Source organism: Erysipelothrix rhusiopathiae (assembly GCF_900637845.1).
Taxonomy (GTDB): Bacteria; Bacillota_I; Bacilli_A; order Erysipelotrichales; family Erysipelotrichaceae; genus Erysipelothrix; species Erysipelothrix rhusiopathiae.
This window is the reverse complement of record NZ_LR134439.1, coordinates 163,097-184,469: the sequence shown is the minus strand read 5'-3', so window position 1 is coordinate 184,469 and position 21,373 is coordinate 163,097. Positions and strand designations below refer to the sequence as shown.

Annotated in this window: 26 protein-coding genes; 3 read left to right on the top strand and 23 right to left on the bottom strand. The window is 37.2% G+C overall.

Annotation, left to right across the window (positions count from 1 at the left end; translation table 11 throughout):
• Positions 1-56: 56 nt before the first annotated feature.
• The 11 genes from prmC to EL194_RS00825 form a co-directional block, all read right to left on the bottom strand.
• Positions 57-908: a peptide chain release factor N(5)-glutamine methyltransferase gene (prmC, locus tag EL194_RS00870; RefSeq protein ID WP_003774320.1), complete on the bottom strand. Its 852-nt coding sequence runs from the start codon at positions 906-908 to the stop codon at positions 57-59.
• Complete coding sequence (gene prfA, locus EL194_RS00865; protein ID WP_003774318.1) at positions 908-1,987, bottom strand: peptide chain release factor 1; 1,080 nt, start codon at positions 1,985-1,987, stop codon at positions 908-910. The genes prmC and prfA overlap by 1 nt, the downstream gene beginning before the upstream one ends.
• Complete coding sequence (locus EL194_RS00860; RefSeq protein ID WP_034886764.1) at positions 1,987-2,598, bottom strand: thymidine kinase; 612 nt, start codon at positions 2,596-2,598, stop codon at positions 1,987-1,989. Before EL194_RS00860 ends, prfA begins: the two co-directional genes overlap by 1 nt.
• A gap of 155 nt (positions 2,599-2,753) precedes the next feature.
• A complete protein-coding gene (gene rpmE, locus EL194_RS00855; RefSeq protein WP_003774316.1) occupies positions 2,754-2,957 on the bottom strand; it encodes a 50S ribosomal protein L31 in 204 nt (67 codons plus the stop codon).
• 211 nt (positions 2,958-3,168) lie between these two features.
• Entirely contained in the window at positions 3,169-3,342 is a 174-nt protein-coding gene (locus EL194_RS08540; protein WP_003774315.1) for a hypothetical protein, read from the bottom strand.
• The gene (locus tag EL194_RS00850) at positions 3,342-3,758 is read right to left on the bottom strand and encodes a GNAT family N-acetyltransferase (RefSeq protein WP_003774314.1); all 417 of its coding nucleotides are present in this window, start codon (positions 3,756-3,758) and stop codon (positions 3,342-3,344) included. Before EL194_RS00850 ends, EL194_RS08540 begins: the two co-directional genes overlap by 1 nt.
• A 181-nt stretch (positions 3,759-3,939) precedes the next feature.
• Positions 3,940-4,326, bottom strand: a complete 387-nt coding sequence (locus EL194_RS00845) for a hypothetical protein (protein ID WP_003774313.1) — start codon at positions 4,324-4,326, stop codon at positions 3,940-3,942.
• A gap of 28 nt (positions 4,327-4,354) precedes the next feature.
• Positions 4,355-5,632, bottom strand: a complete 1,278-nt coding sequence (locus EL194_RS00840; protein WP_034886664.1) for an APC family permease — start codon at positions 5,630-5,632, stop codon at positions 4,355-4,357.
• Between the two features lie 85 nt (positions 5,633-5,717).
• On the bottom strand, positions 5,718-6,620 hold the full coding sequence (locus tag EL194_RS00835) for a DUF7916 family protein (RefSeq protein ID WP_003774311.1): 903 nt from the start codon (positions 6,618-6,620) through the stop codon (positions 5,718-5,720).
• Positions 6,621-6,650: 30 nt separating this feature from the next.
• Positions 6,651-7,100: a threonine/serine exporter family protein gene (locus EL194_RS00830; protein ID WP_003774310.1), complete on the bottom strand. Its 450-nt coding sequence runs from the start codon at positions 7,098-7,100 to the stop codon at positions 6,651-6,653.
• Complete coding sequence (locus EL194_RS00825) at positions 7,097-7,879, bottom strand: threonine/serine exporter family protein (protein WP_003774308.1); 783 nt, start codon at positions 7,877-7,879, stop codon at positions 7,097-7,099. Before EL194_RS00825 ends, EL194_RS00830 begins: the two co-directional genes overlap by 4 nt.
• A 145-nt stretch (positions 7,880-8,024) precedes the next feature.
• On the opposite strand from EL194_RS00825, the gene EL194_RS00820 reads away from it, so the two are divergent.
• Genes EL194_RS00820 through EL194_RS00810 form a run of 3 tightly spaced genes read left to right on the top strand, consistent with a single transcriptional unit; the run spans position 8,025 to position 9,735 of the window.
• The gene (locus EL194_RS00820; RefSeq protein WP_003774306.1) at positions 8,025-8,345 is read left to right on the top strand and encodes a PadR family transcriptional regulator; all 321 of its coding nucleotides are present in this window, start codon (positions 8,025-8,027) and stop codon (positions 8,343-8,345) included.
• On the top strand, positions 8,338-8,883 hold the full coding sequence (locus EL194_RS00815) for a DUF1700 domain-containing protein (RefSeq protein ID WP_003774304.1): 546 nt from the start codon (positions 8,338-8,340) through the stop codon (positions 8,881-8,883). The genes EL194_RS00820 and EL194_RS00815 overlap by 8 nt, the downstream gene beginning before the upstream one ends.
• The gene (locus EL194_RS00810; protein ID WP_003774303.1) at positions 8,884-9,735 is read left to right on the top strand and encodes a hypothetical protein; all 852 of its coding nucleotides are present in this window, start codon (positions 8,884-8,886) and stop codon (positions 9,733-9,735) included.
• 32 nt (positions 9,736-9,767) lie between these two features.
• On the opposite strand, the gene pflA is transcribed toward EL194_RS00810, so the two are convergent.
• The 12 genes from pflA to EL194_RS00750 form a co-directional block, all read right to left on the bottom strand.
• Positions 9,768-10,511: a pyruvate formate-lyase-activating protein gene (gene pflA, locus EL194_RS00805; protein ID WP_003774302.1), complete on the bottom strand. Its 744-nt coding sequence runs from the start codon at positions 10,509-10,511 to the stop codon at positions 9,768-9,770.
• 177 nt (positions 10,512-10,688) lie between these two features.
• The gene (locus EL194_RS00800) at positions 10,689-11,957 is read right to left on the bottom strand and encodes a UDP-N-acetylglucosamine 1-carboxyvinyltransferase (protein ID WP_003774301.1); all 1,269 of its coding nucleotides are present in this window, start codon (positions 11,955-11,957) and stop codon (positions 10,689-10,691) included.
• A gap of 138 nt (positions 11,958-12,095) precedes the next feature.
• The gene (locus EL194_RS00795; RefSeq protein ID WP_003774300.1) at positions 12,096-12,989 is read right to left on the bottom strand and encodes a glycine betaine ABC transporter substrate-binding protein; all 894 of its coding nucleotides are present in this window, start codon (positions 12,987-12,989) and stop codon (positions 12,096-12,098) included.
• The gene (locus tag EL194_RS00790) at positions 12,986-13,591 is read right to left on the bottom strand and encodes an ABC transporter permease (RefSeq protein ID WP_003774299.1); all 606 of its coding nucleotides are present in this window, start codon (positions 13,589-13,591) and stop codon (positions 12,986-12,988) included. The genes EL194_RS00795 and EL194_RS00790 overlap by 4 nt, the downstream gene beginning before the upstream one ends.
• Positions 13,581-14,222 (bottom strand): ABC transporter permease, encoded by a 642-nt coding sequence (locus EL194_RS00785; protein ID WP_003774298.1) that lies wholly within the window; start codon positions 14,220-14,222, stop codon positions 13,581-13,583. The genes EL194_RS00790 and EL194_RS00785 overlap by 11 nt, the downstream gene beginning before the upstream one ends.
• The gene (locus EL194_RS00780) at positions 14,215-15,345 is read right to left on the bottom strand and encodes a betaine/proline/choline family ABC transporter ATP-binding protein (protein ID WP_003774297.1); all 1,131 of its coding nucleotides are present in this window, start codon (positions 15,343-15,345) and stop codon (positions 14,215-14,217) included. Before EL194_RS00780 ends, EL194_RS00785 begins: the two co-directional genes overlap by 8 nt.
• 402 nt (positions 15,346-15,747) lie before the next feature.
• Positions 15,748-16,500 (bottom strand): formate/nitrite transporter family protein, encoded by a 753-nt coding sequence (locus EL194_RS00775; RefSeq protein WP_003774295.1) that lies wholly within the window; start codon positions 16,498-16,500, stop codon positions 15,748-15,750.
• Between the two features lie 205 nt (positions 16,501-16,705).
• Complete coding sequence (gene fba, locus EL194_RS00770) at positions 16,706-17,572, bottom strand: class II fructose-1,6-bisphosphate aldolase (protein WP_003774294.1); 867 nt, start codon at positions 17,570-17,572, stop codon at positions 16,706-16,708.
• A 27-nt stretch (positions 17,573-17,599) separates the two neighbouring features.
• Positions 17,600-19,222, bottom strand: coding sequence for a CTP synthase (locus EL194_RS00765; protein WP_003774293.1), 1,623 nt, complete (start codon positions 19,220-19,222; stop codon positions 17,600-17,602).
• Between the two features lie 107 nt (positions 19,223-19,329).
• Positions 19,330-19,650 carry a DNA-directed RNA polymerase subunit delta gene (gene rpoE / locus EL194_RS00760; RefSeq protein ID WP_003774292.1) on the bottom strand — a complete coding sequence of 107 codons (321 nt, stop codon included), beginning with the start codon at positions 19,648-19,650 and terminating at the stop codon, positions 19,330-19,332.
• Between the two features lie 3 nt (positions 19,651-19,653).
• Positions 19,654-20,055, bottom strand: a complete 402-nt coding sequence (locus EL194_RS00755; RefSeq protein ID WP_003774291.1) for a DUF1934 family protein — start codon at positions 20,053-20,055, stop codon at positions 19,654-19,656.
• A 97-nt stretch (positions 20,056-20,152) separates the two neighbouring features.
• The gene (locus tag EL194_RS00750; RefSeq protein WP_003774290.1) at positions 20,153-21,373 is read right to left on the bottom strand and encodes an aminopeptidase P N-terminal domain-containing protein; all 1,221 of its coding nucleotides are present in this window, start codon (positions 21,371-21,373) and stop codon (positions 20,153-20,155) included.

The following is a 21,373-nucleotide window of genomic DNA, read 5'->3' as shown; positions in this document are numbered from 1 at the left end:
TCGTTTCCTCTACTCTCTACGTCTATTTTATCACACACATCCCCAAAAAAAAGATACTAATCTTCGTGATTAATACCTTTGTAGACAAAGACCATACGATCAAGGCCGTTGATGTCTTGACGAAGCACAATCTTAGCGTCACTAAAAAATTCTTGAGCTAACGCAACAACTGCTTCCCCAATATCAAAACCAATCTCAAAAGCCATCACTGCCTTATCGTTTAAAACAAGATGTGCCTTTTCAAATACCTTACGATAGAAAAACAAACCATCCTCACCACCAAATAAGGCAACATGAGGTTCATTGTTCAATACCGAAGTTTGAATATGTTCTGTATTTTTAATATATGGTGGATTGCATGCTAGAACATCGAGCTTAATATTTTTCTCAATTAAAGGCTCTAACATATCCCCTTGCATAATCTCCATATCTGCTTGGTTGTAATCCGCATTACGGCGTGCTACTTCCAATGCTTCTTCACTAATATCGGAAGCATAAACTTTTAAGTTTAATTCTTTTGCTAAAGCAATGCCAATAGCACCACTTCCACATGCGACATCCGCAATTACGGGTGTATCAAAATGTGCATCAATATCGGATAATAGATGACCAACAAGTTCTTCTGTTTCTGAACGAGGAATCAGTACGCCCTCATTCACAAACAGCTTATAACCATAAAACCACTCATATCCTAAGACATATCCTAAAGGTTCATCGGTAGTTAATTGATTAATCTTATTTCGATATTCGTTAGTGAAAACAGCCTCAACCTCTTCATTATAAATAGCAAACATATCTAAATCTTTATCGCGTAAGAGTTCAAGCATTAAAACACGAGCGAAGCCCGTATATATATTTGCTTTGTCGAGAATCTCTGTTCCCTCATTAACTAAATCTTTATAAGTCATTAAGCACCTTGTTCAAGGATTTCTTTTTGTTCCTGCTCAAGAAGAGCATTCACAATTTCATCCAACTTACCTTCCATAATTATGTCTAATTTTTGTAATGTTAATCCAATACGGTGATCACTCACACGGTTTTGTGGATAGTTATATGTACGAATTTTTTCAGAACGCGCTCCGGTACCAACTTTAGATTGGCGTTCACCATGACGTTCTTCTTGAATACGACGTTGATGTTCTTCATAAACACGAGCACGAACAAGACGCATCGCTTTATCTTTATTATCGTGTTGTGAACGACCATCTTGACACTTAACTGCAATCCCTGTAGGTTTGTGAACGATACGAACAGCTGAGTCCGTTTTATTAACGTGTTGTCCACCAGCTCCTGATGATCGCATTGTATCAATCTCAAGATCATTAGGGTCAATATCAATTTCTTCATCTTCAACATCCGCTAAAACGAGAACTGTAGCAGTTGAAGTATGGATACGACCTTGTGTTTCTGTTTTCGGTACACGTTGAACGCGATGTGCTCCCGACTCAAATTTAAAGTGACGGAATGGTTCCGCACCTTTCACAACGAAAGAAATTAAAGAATATCCGCCCGCTTCAGCATCCATTGCTTCAATCAATTCGTATTTGTATCCAAGACTTTCTGCATATCGGGTGTACATACGGTATAAGTCACCTGCGAAGATATTTCCTTCATCGCCACCCGCTGCTCCACGAATTTCCACAATTGCATCAAACGAATCTGATGGGTCTTTTGGAACCAATAGAACTTCAAGTTCTTCGATAATTTTTACCATTTTTTCAGAGTATTCTGCAGATTCCATTGCTGCAAGTTCTTGCAACTCAGGCTCATCGACAGCAAGCATTTCTTGTGCTTGCGTGAAAAAGTCTTCTGCTTCTAAGAATTGTCGGTATGCATGCAAGACTTGCTGCATAGACGATTGTTCTTTACCTAATTTGGCCATCATTTTACGATCCGACAACACTTCTGAGGACATCATCATTTCTGTGATTTCTTCATCACGTGCTTGAATCTTCTCAAGACGGTCTCTCATTGTTTTTTCCATCATTATTTATCACCTTCGCTATTTCCATTAATTTGAGGTTTATCCAAAACAATATGGTCATGACGGCATCGTGCTTCATACGATTCACTTGCTCCAATCATGACAACTGGATCATGATAGGATGCCGGTTTTCCATTTACTAAACGTTGTGTACGTGTCGCAGGTGCGCCACATTCAGTACAAACCGCTGTAAGTTTTGTAACAAACTCTGCAGTAGTCATTAATTTAGGAATTACGCCAAAAGGTTCACCACGAAAATCCATGTCAAGACCTGCTACCATTACGCGTTTGCCTTCTAAGGCAAGATGGTCACACACCTTAACAATTTCTTCATCAAAGAATTGAACTTCATCAATTGCAACAACATCCGTTTCTTTAGTAACGTATTTTAAGATGTCTGTCGCCTTATCAACTACAACACTTTGCACGCTAGTTCCCGCATGCGAAACGACCTTACTGTCACTGTAGCGATTATCCACAGCTGGCTTAAAAACAATAATGTTTTTATGTGCAAATTTTAAAACATTAATACGACGAATTAACTCTTCTGTCTTCCCAGCAAACATACAACCGGTAATGACTTCGATATAACCCTCTTGATATTGATGATACATCATATTCTTTCACCTCATCATTATTATTCTATCGTATTTTAACAAAATTTATACACAAAGTCCTAAAAATAACACTATATTTCTACATTTCATAATTTACTCATAAAAAAGAGCGTTGTCGCCAACACTCTTTTCATTGTTTATAAGGTTGAACCTTATTTTATACCATATTTCTTATTGAACTTGTCAATACGTCCAGCTGCATTAGCAAAACGTTGTTTACCTGTATAGAAAGGATGGCAGTTTGCGCAAGTATCTACACGTAGATCTGTTGCTGTTGAACCAACTTCAATTTCAGTATTACAAGATGAACAAACAATTTTTGTTTGGTGGTATTCTGGATGAATTCCTTTTTTCATATGTACATGTCTCCTTCCGCCTAAAGTTTTTTCACTTTAGATAAGTGCTAAGTTATAATAGCATATCCAATAGTAAAGCGCAATAAAAAACGCTTATGCATTCCATGAAATTTTTATGCTTAAAATCCTATATTTTTTCTGAACTGAAAAGAATGCTTTTATAGCGTCTACTTAAGCCTTATTTGCAAATTTAGATGAGCTCTAAGCAGCATTAACTTTTTTGCGAATTAATAATATTTTCAATGACAATCCCCAATATAAGCCCTATACTTGGTCCTGCCACCATTGCATAAATCAACGGGATATTAAAAAATAGATTTATAAAAACTGCGAGTATCGTTCCAAAGATTAATCCAAATCCAACACCATAACCTTGTTCTTTCATTATATCTCCTTTCGATATTTTACGAAACATTTCCCTTGTGCATCCTCTATGAATTTCATCGGAACACTTTTATAAAAAGCAATTAACTTTGGATTGTTATCCGTAATTAATACAGTCTGTCTAACATCGGGATACAGCGATAAAAGTGTAAGCAACAATGTTTTTCCGATTCCTTGACGTTGACGATCACTAAGAATGAGCAAATCTTGAATGTAAAGAATTGTCTCTTGATCACCAACAGCGCGAATCAAACCAACCAGTTGATTCCCATTCCAAGCAGTTAGTGTAATCATCGAATTTTTAATCGCACGCATAAGTTTTTCAGGGTTATTGGTGTAAGCATACCAACCTGCATCATTGTATAGTTTTAATACATCGTTTAATTCAAGGTCTACGTTTTGTTTATAGGTAATCATACATGTATCACCGCCTTTATGTTTATTGTATGCTTTATGAAATGCTTACACAACCCATATCCAACAATCAATTTCATGACAGGTGTGTCCTTACCTGTTTTAGGTTGTTTTAAAACTATACTTAATAAAATAAAAATACCGTTATGATGCCTAACGGTATTTTTATTTTGATCAATTCACTTCAACGCAGTCTTGTTCTTTTTTTTAATTCTTTATATTTTATCGTAAAATCAATAGACCCTACACCAACAAGAAGCAATAGAACCAATGCGTAGGCAGGTTCTATAATGTGGGTGAATAAAGAAATAATACTTACCCCAAGTAAACATAGTAGAAACGCGCCCAAAAAACGAACTTCTTTTTTAAGGATATCCGTTTCTATGTCTGGTATTTTATGGCGGTCATATTTAATCACGCCCACTCCCGCCATAATGATAGCAATGTAAAGGAGGTAAGTTGTAATGAAGAAAAAATCACCCGTGCTGGAACAAATAAGCCAACCTAGGCCAATCATAATAATGACATAAATCGGTGTAAACAAAGAAAGATGATCTTTAATTCTTTTCATTTTGATTCCTTCCCTTCTTTTAGTGAAATCAGATCTTGATTTGATCCTGTCGGTTTTTTTTCATGATGAAATAGAATGGAACTGCAATGAGCAGCCCAGCAAGTCCCCAAAGAAGTTGTTCTAGTGTTGCTTGTGACAACATCCAAAAACTAACGGTTATCGCGAAAATCGGAATTACAGGTCCAAATGGAATTTTAAAATCAAACTCAGTAGGTTGATTTCTTTTACGGAATACCAATACCGAAAGGCATGTTGGAATGTATTGCGCAAAACGAGAGACAACACTTATTGCAGCGAGTGTGGCAAAACTTCCCGATAACGCAACAGGAATCGCAATACCTACCGAGATTAAGATCGCATACGTCGGTGTGTCACGTTTACTGCGTTTACCGATAAACGACGGTAATAAACCATCATCTGCGAGTGCAACGCCACATCGTGGTGTCACAAATGAATTTGCAATATTGATACCACCAATCGAAACAAGCGTACCTGCCGCAACAAGGGAAGATCCAAATGGCCCAAGTATCATACCCATAGCCGTTTGAATCGGTGCAGGGATATGAGCGAGTTCTGGACCTAAAATCCCAATCGAAACAAATTGTATGAAAAAATAGAACAGTGAAACAATGATCATAACGATCACAGTCGCCTTAGGTAAATCCTTTTGCGGATTTTCCATATCTTCTGCAGCCACCGCAATATTTTCAAATCCTGTAAACGCATAAAACAATAACAGGGATGTTTTCCCAAAATTACCAGTTGTTTCTATAAATACTGGACTGTAGTTACTTGGCTTGATAAAAAAGATACCCAAGGAAATAAAAATAATCATCGGTACCAGTTTTGAAACCGTCACCACATTATTGAGGATTTTTGATACATTGACGCCGATTATATTCACAATACCAAGTCCAACTAGAATACAAACGACTACAATATTTTGGATCATTGGATCTTGAGCTGCTGGAACAATTTGTCCAAGTGCTGTCGCAAATGCCACAGCCATTGTGGCCCAAGCAATGATGCAGATCGCCCACTTGATAAAACCAACTTCAAATCCTATGAAGTCACCATATGCTTCTTTCGCATAAACATATGGTCCACCACTTTTATTAAAATACGTTGCCGCTTCCGCAAAACACAATCCAATACTCATCACAACAAACATATTAAAAATAAACACAGCTAAGCTTGCTGTTCCCATAAGTGCCATCGCTTTATTCGGTAAAAGAAAAATACCTGAACCGATAATAGCGTTAATTCCTAATAGTACGATACTGAATAATCCGAGTTTTTTCTTCATGTCTACCATCCTAACTGAAAAATGAATTTATACTTAATGATAAACGAAATCAGTTAAAATGGATATCTTTTTTATATTATTTGTATTAACGGTTAATGGATCGGGACATGATTGTTGTGGTGTGACGAATTCCACGGATTGCTACTGAGAGTGCAAAGATGTTTTCCACAAGAGCAAGACCTCCATAACCCGCATCCCCAATATGCTGGATATCTGCACCTGCTATTTTGTTTCGAATTGCGATATTCTCAATAACAGCCTTACTTGAACCTTCTTGACTTGTTCCTATTGCAGTGAGGACCAGTGCTTGATGTTGATGCACAATCTTAATTGCACGAATGAGTTCTTCATCTGTAAATCCTGGTACAGTCCCAACTGCTGGCATCAAAATCACATCTGCTCCCGCATCACAAAATGCCTTAATTGTTTCTGAATCTGGAACAACGGATTCATCTACCCCAGCACCATGCATTTTGCCGGCGATGATTAATCCCCCAAAATGTTTACGAGCACTTCGAATTGCTTTCGCAATTTCATGATTAGTAACACCGGTTCCAGGATTTCCTGTAAGACAGATAAAATCAAACCCAAGATTTGCAGCTTCTTTAAGTGTTTTTTCAGAGCACATGCGACCTTCTGCAATCACTCCTTGCGCTTCTAACATTTCCGCGTTGAAATCCACAGGTTCCAAGTTTACTCCAATTGGACGTCCTACTAATTCTTTAAGTTTTTGAATAGTATCTTGAGTTTCACAATCATCAAGACCTGCAATGAATGGATTAAGTGTATCAAATCCATTAAGAAGGATTAAATCTGCTCCAAAAGCTCTGGCGACTTCCGCATTCGTGATGCCACCTTGCACAGATCCAAAAACAACATTTTCAGAACAAATCGTACGGCCCTCTGCCGCCTTAATCGCTGTTTTTAGGCTCTCCCCATCCATTGAACGAAAATCACTGGCAGTACAATCTAAAATTCGTTTACCCATTATATTTCCCCCTTTTGTTTTAATCTATGACTAACTACAAAAATTCCGTTGAATTATCCGAACTATAAGTCGATAGATTACCTCCGTCATAACAATCGCAATCGCAATCGTTACAGACAAGGTAAATGTTCGAACAAGCAACTCAATACCTAAAATATAATCTGCTCCAATAAAAGCCTTCACCGTTTGATAAGCCATAATCCCTGGAACGAGTGTAAAAATTGCTGGAATATTAAAAACTGTGGTTGGCATCTTTAAATACTTCGCAAATTGCATCGAAAGCATCGAAACCGTTGCAGCACCAATAAAAATTGCTAGGGTCGCATCAAAACTCTTTTGAATCAAACTCCAATTCACAATCCAACCCATCATACCTGTAATTCCACAACAGAATAAAGCACGCTTCGGAACATCAATAATAATTCCAAAACCCAGTGCTGCCGCAAAAGCACTCACAAGTTGAATAACAATTGTCATCATACAAACACCCCCGCCATTACTTGAAGCGATGCCATAATTCCCGACCCAATCATAATCGCTATAAACAATGCCTCAACCATAAATACGGTTCCCGATATTGTATTCCCTACGAGAAAATCACGGATCGAATTCATGATGGGAATTCCTGGAACCATTAACATAATACTTCCAATAATAACCGTCTCAAAATCAACAATAAATCCTTTTCTCTGGAGACAAATTGTTAAAATACCGATACTAAAAGAAGCAATAAATTCCGCAATAAACTTAACATTCAATTTCTTGGATGCATAATAATGAATTCCAAATCCGATTGTACCCAGAAGCATCGTAATCGGAAAATCAAAAAGAGACCCTTCAAAAATTAACATCATAAACGCACTCACAAATGCAGCAGCAACATATTTCATCCAAACAGGATATTGCATAGCATCACTATTTATCTCTTTAAGACTTGAGTACAGTTCATAAACATCAATTTGATTTGCACTAAAAAGACGCGATAACTGATTTACATCTGCCAACTTGGCTAAATTACTGCGACGTTTTTGGATTCGCTTCATTTTTATTTGTTCCCCATCTGAAGTCGTCACAAAAATACCGGTAGGTAGGACAAAACTAACACCAGCACCCTCACCTTGTTTGGATTCCAAAATACGGTTCATGGTATCTTCAACGCGATGCATTTCCGCACCATTTTCCATCATAAGTTTACCCGCTAAAATACAAGCATCTAATAATATTTCATACTCGGTCTTTTCCATTGAATTTCCTTTCATACTTCTTAATCTAACTTTATTATACCTTAAACATCATCGTGATAGCTCATTATTCCCCAATTAAATACAAGTGAGAAATAAATTACAAAACACTACCTAGCATAGAAAGGTACTGTGTGATATATTGTATTAACGAGGTGAACATATGAATACTCAATTTAAAAAAGGTGTCTTAGAACTTTGTGTTCTATCTCTCCTATCTCAAAAAGAATATTATGGCTATGAATTAATCAGTAAAATTTCCGAAACCATCAAAATTACTGAGGGTACAATTTATCCACTTTTAAAACGACTTAAAGATGACGGTTATGTTTCCACAAAACTTGTTGAATCATCTCAAGGGCCGTCACGAAAATATTATGAATTAACCAATCGTGGAAAAACATATACAAAAGCACGCATCGATGAATGGTACGTATTTACCGGCCATGTAAATGAACTGTTGGGAGGAGAAAACCATGACTAAAAACGAATACTTATACATACTCAGAAAAAATCTACAGATTTTACCACAAAATGAAATCGACGATATTATTCAAGACGTACATGAGCACTTTGAATTTGGACTTGCTGAAGGCAAAGATGAAATTGAAATATCAAGAACACTTGGTGATCCGATCGAAATGGCACGACAATATACGGGCGGAATAATTTATGAAGAACCACCACACCATGAACTAAACAGTGCTTCATCGACATCTATCATGACAGTACTTCTAAAAGTATTTATCGCAATAATTCTTATTGGACCAGTACTAGCAGTGTATGCTGTTTTATTTGCCTTCTTTATATCTGGAGTTGTCCTTACATTCTGCTCAATCCCCTTACTATTTGGAGGTGTCCTCCCTATGGTTACAATTCCAACCTTTGGTCTTCTCGCACTCGCATCACTTGGATTGTTCCTTCTCGGAATTGGTATGACTTGGCTTACTTTATTCGGGTTTCGAGGTCTCAATTATTGTGTCAAAAATTTCTTTAAATCGAATTTAGGAGGAAAAACATAGATGAAAAACATTCGAAAAATTTGGATACCCATTGTGCTTGTAGTCAGTGGCTTATTATGTCTAAGCTTCGCAATAGGAATCCCTTTAAAAAACGTATTAAATGACAGTGCTTCTGAAGCAAACCAAAGTAGTTATCAAGAAGTTAAACACGTCTTCAACGAAGCGGTCAACGATATCAACATTGAGACCGGACAGATCAATACTTTAACCGTAAAATATGTTAATCACCCTGAAATTACCGTAAAAGGATTTGGTAGTCTTGAGCAATATCGTAGTGAGATAAACAACAAAACCCTTACTGTTGCGACAATCCCAAGCACATGTACCTTCGGACAATGTGATATCACTAATTTTGATTCACTTGAAATTGAAATTCCTGCTTCCTACAAAGGCAAGATGCATATCGATACCATCAAATCAAATATCCTTCTCGAAGGTCTTGGTGATGATGTCTTACGATCCTATTCCATTGATGGAATGAACACAAACATTACCGCAAACAAACTTGTCGCTGATTTTGAAGTGGACAGTATGAATGCGAAATTAACGGTAAATGATGGTGCTGGTACCATTAAACTTAATGGTTTAAATACTTCGGCTTACATTACCTCTGTTATTGGAAATTTAAACATTCAATCGGATGCTATGGCTACTTATACAGAATTTCCACATGGAACATCTGGATCTTATTCTGTCACAATGAATGGCATGAGTAACTCGTATTCAAATCTTAATGATAGTCAGAAACAAAGTACCCTTGGAGCCCTCCAACATCATTTCAAACATGGAACAGATGGGTTCACAATCACTTACGAATCAAACGGTTTAAGCAATACTCTGGTAGTGAAATAAGAAAAAGACCTGTTCATATGAACAGGTCTTTTTTATAATTCTTTGCGTAATGTTTCAACTTTTTCTCGTAAATAAGTTTGTAAATCCGCACATACATCACGGTTCATGGGCGGTACATCCTCAAGTGGATATTCCTTATCAATCAGTTCATACTTATTTACACCCATTGTATGATAAGGCAGTAATTCAATACGTTCTATATTATTGAGTGGTGCAATGTATTCCGCAAGTTCATCCATGTATTCATAGGTATCGTGGAATCCTGGGACTATCACAACTCGAATCCACGTTGCGACACCGTGTTCTTGAGCTTTTTCAAGGAATTGATGTGTCACACGAATCGGAGCACTGGTCATCTCACGATATTTTTTTTCTTCAAGTCCTTTAATGTCATAAAGAATCGTATCCGTAACACTTAGGATATCATCAAAAGTATCGGGACGGCCAAACCCTGAAGTATCCAAACACGTACTAATTCCCTCTGCTTTACAAGCTTTCATTGCTTCATATAAAAATTCGGGTTGATTTAACGGTTCACCACCGCAGAAAGTTACCCCTCCATCTTCACCAAAGTAAGGCTTGAATCGACGAAGTTTATCCATTAATTCATCAACGGTAATGGCATCTTCCGGATCAGTTTTCCACATATCAGGATTATGGCAAAATAAACAACGTAATGGGCATCCTGATAAGAATGCAATGGTACGAATTCCCGGTCCGTCCACCATTCCCATTGTTTCAAATTTACGAACATAACCGGTTCTAGAGTCTTTCATGGTCACATCTCCTTTTTAGTAATACAAGTGTATCATATATCTAAAAATGTATATGACTAAGGCTCATATTGTAAGCGTTTACCAAAATAACAATGTTCACAAATTCACGTATTTCACAAAAAAACGTTTGTAATTTGTATACAAACGTTTTGATTTCACAAAGATTAAGATTTAAAATTACGCTTTCTCTTCACGCCAAATAACGCCGCCCAAAGATGTTAGTTTGTTATCAATATCATCGTAGCCACGATCAATATGATAAATTTCACTAATCTCTGTTACGCCCTCAGCGATAAGTCCTGCAATCACAAGACATGCACCACATCGTAAATCCGTTGCTTCTACTTTAGATCCATATAATTTTGAAGGACCTTCAATTGAAGCTTGTGCAGGCATCAGTTGAATGCTTGCTCCCATACGGTTTAACTCATTACAATGTTTAAAACGTTCCGCATAGATTGTTTCTTTAACCGTAGAATGACCCTGCGTTTGTGTAAGCAAAGCCGTAAGCGGTTGTTGGAGATCCGTTGCGAATCCTGGATAGGTTTGCGTTGTGATATCGATTGCTTCAAGTGGTTTCTCAGATTTGCGAATACGTGCATAATCCACACCCACTTCAATATCAACACCCATCTCAATTAATTTCGAGATTAAAGCATCTAAGTGTTGTGGAATGATATTTTCAATTGTCATATCATCTGCAGCTGCTGCCGCCATAATAATATAAGTTCCTGCCTCAATGCGATCTGGAATCATTTCGTGTGGTTTTCCAGTCAAACGTTCGACGCCTTCAATGGTAATCACGTTTGTACCCGCACCACGAATGTTTGCACCCATTTTATTTAAAAAGTTTGCGACATCAATAATTTCAGGTTCTTTCGCAGCATTTTCAATAATCGTTTTACCTTCAGCTAAAACCGCTGCAAGCATAATATTGATTGTTGCCCCAACAGATTGAAAATCAAGATAGATTTTCGCACCAATTAGACGCTCTGCTGAAATTTCATAAAAACCATGTTTATATTCAATTGAAGCACCTAGTGCTTCAAATCCTTTTAAGTGTAAATCAAAAGGTCGAGGTCCTAAATAACATCCTCCCGGCATTTGCATTTTCACATAACGATATTTTCCTAAAAGTGCTCCCATAAAATAATATGATGCACGTAATTTTGTAACTGCTTCATGATCTAAATCCACATTTTTCATACCTGTAGTATCAATTTGGAAGTGATCAGGGGTTGGTGAGGATACATTTACATTAAGTTCTCTTAATAATACTGATAAAGATTCAACGTCCGAAATATTCGGGACGCCATAAATATTAACTTCACTATCAGATGCGAGAATGGCTGCAGGAATCAATGCTACAGTAGCATTTTTTGCTCCACTAATTCTTACCTTGCCGTTTAATCGATGTCCACCTTCAATTTTTATAACTTTTGCCATTCAAACAACTCCTTTTGTCCATTGATATTATAACCGATAATGAATAGAAAATATACCTATCCACCATCTCTCATTTGATATTCATAATCTTTAAATATCTCTTTCGCAATGGTACATAGGTATTTAGGAATTATTTCATCACTTATTAATTAAATTTTTCTCAATCAAAAAGTCTCGAGCTACTGTTTCCGGGTTTTTAACTTCCACATCTACACGATAGTTTAGTTGACGCGATTCATCGGTCGTTATCGAATTCGATATTTTTTCCAATACTGCTTCAACGCCAGGGAAATCTTTTTCTAAATCCGAACGAACGAGGAATGCCGATTGATAACGAGGAAAGAAATTCAAATCATCCTCAAGCATCGTTACCGGATAACGGTTCACCATTCCATCTGCACTTGTCACAAGCGTAACATCCATATTATCGCTATCCAATCCCGCAAGTTTTAAACCAATATCAATTGAGTTTGCTTCTTTAAACTCCATATCATAAAACTTCGTTAACGGCTTATAACGAACCGATCCATTATCATCAAAAAAAGAATGTTCTGCCGCAAAAATGAGTTCACTAGCGATCGGCTTTAAATCAGAAATTGTTTTTAAGTTATACGTTTCCGCTAAATCATCGGTTACCGCCACCACATATGAATTCTCAGACCCTAAAGGTTCAAGTAACTTCACCTGAGCTTTTTCCTGGGCAAGCTTATTTGTGAAGTCAAATAATGATTGGTTTGAAGGAATATCTTGAGGGTCTTGTTTTAAAAACGTTGTTAATACCGTTCCATCCCAACTGAGTGTCATATCCATCGCACCACTTTTAATTTGATCAAAAGCTAAATTATATGCCATTGAAGGTTGAATATAAACGGAATAATCTGTATAGGTTTCGATCATAATTTTAGCCATATACGTTGCGACATTCATTTCCGCAATATCGCCATCAATAATTACCAGATCTCCCTCTTGGCGACTACCACAACCACTAAGCGAAAGTAAGGAGATGATTAAAATGATTATTTTTTTTCTCATATTGTTTTACCCCCTTGTTTTAGTTTAAGATGTTTCTCATATTGTCCCATCGCCGTATCAATCACAAGCGATATTACAATCAAGGCAAGGGTTCCGTAACCAATTAATTTCATATTTTGAGTTCGAACTCCCCGATAGAGAATGGATCCCAAACCACCACCTCCGACAAGTGAGCCAAAGACGGCAACTCCGACGGAAGTAACCACCGCAATCCGCATCCCCGAGAAAATAAAGGGGAAAGCAATCGGCAATTCAACTTTGAATAATCTTTGAATTTTGGTCATACCCATACCCTGTGCTGCTTCACGAATTCCTGGATCAACACTTTCCAAACCCGTTACCGTATTTAAGACTACGGGAAGTAGGGAATAGAGCACTAAGCCAATAATTACGGTTTTCTTTGTAGGTCCAAAAAAAGCCATCAAAATCCCAAGCATCGCCAGCGTCGGTATGGTCTGAAGAATATCCACGAGTAATAGAATAGGCTTCTTAAATTTCGGATATACATAAGCAATCATTCCAATAATAAGCCCTAAGATAAGTAGAAATAATGCAGAAACTAACACAAGAAATAGATGTTCTAATACCATATTAACGGTCATGTTGTGTACCTCCTGTTGTAAGTCCTTTAGGCATAAACTTTGTTTGGAGATAATCCACAAAGTATCCCATTAAAATCGCAAGGATAGCAGATGGGATCGCACCAATAAGAATTGTTTCTTGAACATTGGTATCGATTCCGCGATAAATAAAGACGCCAAGCCCTCCTTGACCAATCATCGCAGCCAGTACAGCCCAACTTACGGTATATACGGTCGACATGCGAATTCCGGCAAATATCGAAGGTACTGCCATCGGTAACTCCACTTTTAAAAGTGATTGCCATTGCGTCATTCCAATACCACGTGCTGCTTCTACATAACTTGCATTCACATCTAAAATGCCAGCATAAGTATTTTTTAAAACCGGGAAAATTGCATACGCAGTAAGGGCGATATAGATTGTTTTAGGACGCATTCCGGTATATACAAAAAGCACTCCAATAAAAACGATCCCCGGTATGGTTTGAAACAAACCAATAATAGGCATAATATATTTAGAAATTGTTTTAAAACGGGATAATATTGACGCTAAAACGATCGCAATGATTGATCCAAGTGTTACCGCAACCACCACAAATTTTATATGGGTAAAAATCGCTTTTATAAGTTCTGGAAGGATAGCACTACTCATTACTATCACCACCCCAAACCACATTAGTAAGACTTCGTGCAATTGAACCCCGTGTAATAATTCCCATAACTTCACGATCATCATTAATCACGATGACATAATCACGTTTATTTTCAGTAATTTCACCAATTGCTTGTTGAGCATCCTCATTTTGATTAAATGCAGGAACACTTTTCTCAACCACTTCTGCGACACGTTGGTATGTATCTCGTTTTGAAATAAGCTCATCAATCCACGCAACCCCTAAATACTTTTTATGTTCATCCACAACGACAACACTGTTTAAATCACGGGTACGCATTAAGCCTAAACATTCTAAGATTGGTCTACGATCAAATACTTTAAAAACATTTGGTTTCATTAAGTCGCCACAGGTCAAGTCAAAGGATGAGCCGTTCTCATGCATTTGTTTCCCCATAAACTGTTTAACTTGCTTGGTTGCAGGATTTCGTAACATCTCTTCGGGTGTTGCTTTCTGAACAATCTTGCCACCTTCCATAAATACAATGGTATCCGCCATCTTAATTGCTTCATCCATATCATGCGTAACAAAGACAATGGTAATTCCCAATTTTTCTTGAATAGATTTAACTTCGTCTTGTAATGTATCTCGTGTAACAGGGTCTAAAGCACCAAAGGGTTCATCCATAAGAATCACAGGTGGGTTCGCTGCAAGTGCGCGAAGAACCCCGATACGTTGTTGTTGTCCACCACTAAGTTCAGATGGATAGCGATTTGCATACGTCTCATATGGCATCCCTACAAGAGGCATCAATTCTCTTACCCGTTCATCAATCTTTGCTTCATCCCACTTTAAAAGCCTTGGGACAATCGCTATATTATCAGCGAGTGTCATATTTGGAAAAAGACCAATTTGCTGGATTACGTAACCAATATTACGACGCAAATCAATCACGTTCATCTCATCAATCTTTTGACCATTAATGTATATTTCTCCACCATCATGTTTGATAATCCGATTCAACATCTTTAGTGTTGTTGTTTTACCACAGCCTGATGGTCCAATAAGGCATACAAATTCCCCTTGATTTATTGTTAGATTTAAGTTTTCAATAACGACTTTATCGTTATAAACTTTCTTAACATTTCTGTATTCGATCATATATTTTCCTCCTATTTTAATGCTGTCGCATAAAAAAAAATGTACGCGACATTTCCCTTAAAATTCATTCAGAATGTTGATTCAAGCACAACTTAATTAAGAGTCAATTATGATAATTTTTATCATAACGATATAAATAGTATAACGCAAAATACAATTCGAGACAAATTGACGTCACTTTCTTACCACTCATAACCTCAAAGAGAAACAGACCGTCGCGGCATAATTTTAAAATTATAATTCTAATATTCATAAACCCCCAGTGGACTCTAAGGTCGTTGTAGCGCTTATAAGCAACAGTTGACCTCTTATGGCATCATGAATCCAAACCGCCGAGAAATCGTAGCTAAAGAGCTTAAAAACACCTCTAGCAGCACTTATCCCCTTAATATTAAAAAAGAATCACGCATTGTGATTCTTTTCATGGGATGCATGAGTATAAAGATAACCTACTAAAACTGCACCACCAATAATATTACCAATATAGGAAAAGAAAATATTCGACGCGAATTCAGAAAATTGAATCACACCATTTTGCATACCTGCTGTCAATAAAAACATATTCGCAACACTATGTTGGAAGCCAAGTAATACAAAAACCATCACTGGGAACCAAATCCCCATGATTTTACCAGCGCCATCTTTTATCGCGACATTAAGCCATACGGATAAACCTACAAACCAGTTACACCCAATCCCTGAAATTAACGTTGCCATCGGTGAATAGGATGCCTTACCCATTGCTAAGCGGTTCACCGTTTCCGTGTAGTGACTTAATTCACCACGTCCTAAAATTAAAGCGACAAAAACAGCACCAACTAAGTTTGCGACTGTAATAATAAACCAGTTTATTGTGAGTTCTTTTAATGTAACTTTTTGATTTGCATAAGAAGTACCTACCACAGTCATATTTCCTGTAATTAACTCGCCACCAGCAAGCAAAATCACAATTAAACCAATCGGAAACACACTGGCACCTAAAACATTTCCAAGACCACCATCTACAGTAGCTACGATTTTAATATATGCGAGATACCCTAGAGAAATCATTGCTCCTGCAATAAACCCTAGAATACAACGTTGCTTCATTGTTTTATGTACCTTCACAACCCCTAAATCAGATACACGTTCTACAGTTTCATCTAATGAATACATAAGTCTCCTCCAAGTTCCAAATGTAATCTTACGTTGAGAATAGAGCCATTACAAGGGCGCAGGCTTAAAGTTTGTGAATATTAAGGCATCGATTTTTCAAATTGTTTCGCTTTCACGATACTTTGTTTATATCTGACATGATTGCACAAAAAAAACCACCGACCCTTGCGAGCACGATGGTTTTTAAATGTTTGATTGATTGGAATTAAGCTTGGTTAGCTGAACCCATCATTTCAATTTTTTCTTTAACTGTAGCACGGATTGCATCTGTACCAGGAGCTAAGAGTTTACGAGGGTCAAATCCTTTACCTTCTAAATCTTTTCCTGATTCGATGTATTTACGTGTTGCTTCAGCAAATACTAATTGACATTCTGTGTTCACATTAATTTTTGAAACACCTAATGCAATAGCTTTTTTAATTTGGTCTTCAGGAATTCCTGATCCACCGTGTAATACTAAAGGAATGCTTCCTGTAGCAGCTTTAATTGCTTCTAAAGTTTCAAAGCTTAAACCTGCCCAGTTTTCTGGGTATTTACCGTGAATGTTACCAATACCAGCTGCTAGGAAATCAATTCCTGTGTCAACGATTGTTTTACATTCTGCTGGATCTGCAAGTTCACCTGTACCGATGATTCCGTCTTCTTCTCCACCGATTGAACCTACTTCAGCTTCAACTGAAACACCTTTTGAATGAGCTAATTCAACGATTGCTTTTGTTTGTGCTAAGTTTTCTTCGAATGGTAAGTGTGATCCATCATACATAACTGATGTGAATCCTGCTTCGATACATTCTTTTGCGCCTTCAAAACTACCGTGGTCTAAGTGTAATGCTACAGGAACTGTAATATTTAGTTCTTCTAACATACCGTTTACCATACCAACGATTGTTTTGTAACCTGTCATATATTTACCAGCACCTTCTGATACTGCTAACAAGATAGGTGACTTCATTTCTTCTGCTTGAAGAAGAGCTGCTTTTGTCCACTCTAAGTTATTAATGTTAATTGCTGGTACAGCGTAGTGTCCGTCACGTGCTGCTTCCAAAATGCCTTTAGCTGATACTAATGCCATAATAATAAATTCCTCCTATTTATATATCTATTCTACTCTTTTTTTCGCAAATTGCAAAGACGCATTCACAAATCCATAGAATAATGGATGTGAACGGTTTGGTCTTGACTTAAACTCTGGATGATATTGGCATGCCACAAAATAATCATGGTCTTTAAGCTCAATAATTTCCACTAATTGTCCATCAGGACTTAACCCACTGAAGCGTACTCCAGCCTTCTCAAATTGCTCACGATATTTATTATTAAATTCATAGCGATGACGATGACGTTCAAAGATTACATCTTCATTGTTATAAAGTCCGTATGCTTTACCCTCATGATCGAGTTGACATGGATAATTACCTAAACGTAATGTCCCACCAAGATCTGTATGTTGTAATTGGTCTTCCATCAGATCAATTACAGGATAATTTGTTTCGGGTACAAGTTCTGTTGAATGTGCACCTTCTAAATCGCATACATTACGACCAAATTCAATCATCGCTACTTGCATTCCCAAACAAATTCCAAAGTATGGAACATTGTTTTCTCGTGCATATTGCGCGGCTAAAATTTTACCTTCTACACCACGTAATCCAAATCCTCCAGGTACAAGAATACCATCTAAGCCCTTAAGTGTTTCAGTAACATTCTCTGCTGTAATCTCAGCTGAGTCAATCCATTCAACTTCAATTTCACTGCTGCATGCATAACCTGCATGTAAAAGTGCTTCACTTACTGATAAATAAGCATCATGAAGTTGAACGTACTTCCCAACAAGACCAATTTTAACTTTATGTTGTAGGTTTTTTGCACTGTCAATCATTGCTGACCATTCCGTCATATCTGCTGCAGGTAAATCACCTAATCCGAATTTATGAAGAATATAATTATCAAGTCCTTGCGCTTGGAATGAAAGTGGAAGCTCATATAAGTTTTCCACATTTCGAGATTCAATGATCGCATTGTCATTAACATCACAGAAAAGCGCAATCTTATTCTTCATATCTTGAGTTAAAGGCTCATCACAACGTGTAACAATAATATTAGCTTTAATACCGTGTGACATAAGCTCTTTAAAACTATGTTGAGTTGGTTTTGTTTTGAATTCGTTACTTGCAGGAACTTTAGGAATCAGTGTTGTATGAACAAACACAACATCCTCAGTTTTATTTTCCGCATGGACTTGACGTACCGCTTCTAAAAATGGAAGTGATTCAATGTCCCCTACTGTACCACCAATTTCAGTGATAACAACATCGGCTCCCGATTCTTTTCCTGCATCATAGATTTTATTTTTAATTTCATCTGTGATATGTGGAATAACTTGAACTGTTGCACCTAAATAGGCACCTTTACGTTCCTTATTAATAACACTTGAGTAGACACGACCTGTAGTAATGCTGGCATTTCTCGTTAACTCTTCATCAATGAAGCGTTCATAGTGACCTAAGTCTAAGTCTGTTTCGGCACCATCTTTAGTTACGAAAACCTCACCATGTTGGTATGGTGACATTGTTCCTGGGTCTACGTTAATGTATGGATCAAACTTTTGCATGAACACTTTCATGCCACGATTTTTGAGCAATCGCCCAATCGATGAAGCGATAATTCCTTTACCAATTCCGGATACAACACCTCCGGTTACGAATATATACTTTGTTGCCATGTCTAATCTCCTTCTACTACAAAAATAAAAGCTCCCAATAAATTTGGAAGCTGCTGCCCTTTTATATTTTAGCAAACTTAATATATGAGTTCAACCAAAGACTTCAATTATTCTTCCTCAATGCTCGGAACAATCTCAAATTCTTCGAAATCTTCATCATAATCGTCGTAAGTATCTAATAAATCAGGGTCAATTTGTAAACTTTCTAAAGTATGACGTTCGCGTAAATCCCATTTATTTCCTTCTAATGAGATAAATCGTGAATCCATCATCATTGCATTATAGAATGATGCCACTTTTCTTTTTGAAATTTCTTCTGAGAAATTTACTTCTTCAGCGACTTCTTTCCACAATTTACTAAATACAATTTCCTTACGTTTTCTCTTTAATTTTTCATATGCAATATCACTTAATGATTTTGATGACATAGTTTATACCTCCGGTTCCCACCTACATTCGAATTCAAGCGTATCAACATGTGACCCAGCTTGCTTCAAATGATACCTCATATAAAGAAGACCACTTCTAACTTCTAATGTTTCTACTTCAACCTCGAACACCAAAATTCCCTGTGCGCTTGAGACGAGCAACTCTGTTTGTTCGCCTTTACAGAAAACTCCTTGTGTTAACCATTCACCTTGCCGCTTAAATGACACTTCGTCATTGGTGAAATCAAGAATAACATATGCGTCTTCCTCGTCATACATTATGCGTTGATACAATCCATAGTTTATAAAATCGGCTTGGTTATCCGTTCGATGAAATGATTCATCACGAGACTTTTGCTTAATAGTGACTTTAGTTTTGATGGAGATCCCCCTTACGTATTTCACCTATGTATTATATGGCTTTGAACAACAATGTCAACATGTTTATTACATAAAGTAAAAAAGTGTGCTTCAATACACACACTTTCATTTTACATTCACATTACTTCACAAAATACGCTTCGATTTCACTTACTTCTCGCATGATTTGTGGGGCTAAATCTTCGCAGCCATTTTCAGTTACAAGAAGGTCCGTTTCAATACGAATTCCGATTCCTTCTTCCGCAATATAGAGTCCCGGTTCGTTTGTAATAACATTTCCTGGCACAAGTGGTTGTCCACGATCAATCCAAACATCATGTGTGTCCAGACCGAGAGAATGTCCAATACTGTGATAGTAGTAACGACCTACTTCTTCAACGTTATCAATAAGACCAAGTTTAATACATGATTGACCTAAAGTCTCTTTTGAGATTTCATTCAATTCCATAATCGAAATTCCTGGCTTCACGGATTCATTGATGATGTGGAAAGTATTCAAGACTTCTTGGTAAACTTCTTTTTGGCGTGGTGTGAATGTTCCATTGATTGGGAACGTACGAGAAATATCAGCACCATAACCATTTACACGAATTCCTAAGTCTAATAATACAAGGTCTCCGTCGTTTAACGGTTGATTGTTTGAAATGTAATGAAGCACGGTAGCATTTTTACCACTTGCACAAATTGTGTCAAACATTAAATCACCATGCGCCTTATTGCCTTCATATAGGAAACGTGCAGCCATATCATTTTCATTCGCACCAGGTTTCATTTCTTCCACCATCGCTTTGATCGCATGATCGGTTACATCGATCGCATTACGAATTGCTTCAACTTCTTCAGGATGTTTAATTTGACGACAACGCACAATACATTCAAATACATCGACAACATTCTCTTCGCCAACAGCATCCGCAAAGACAAGTCCTGATGAATGTTCAACATCACCAATAGTGTCGTGATCCATATCAACACCGATTGAAAGTCCCGAATCCAATACAGACGTCACATATGCATCAAATTCGTTAAAGTAACGAACATCTTCAATTCCTGAAATTGCTTGCGCTTCTTCTTTTGTCATGAAATACCCGACCCATTTTTCCATATCTGGATTAATTTCTCGTAAAAATAAGATTTCATGATTTTTATCTTTTTCAAAGACAACAACCGCTTCCGGTTCTTCAATACCTGTTACATAATAAAAGTTTCGATTCGCTGAGAAAGGGTATTCTGCATCCGCTGAACGACGTACGCCGCATCCGCTGAATAAAAACGTAACTGTCTTTTCAGGCAATTCATTCATCACCTTTTCACGAATATTGATATAAGTTTGTTTTTTCAT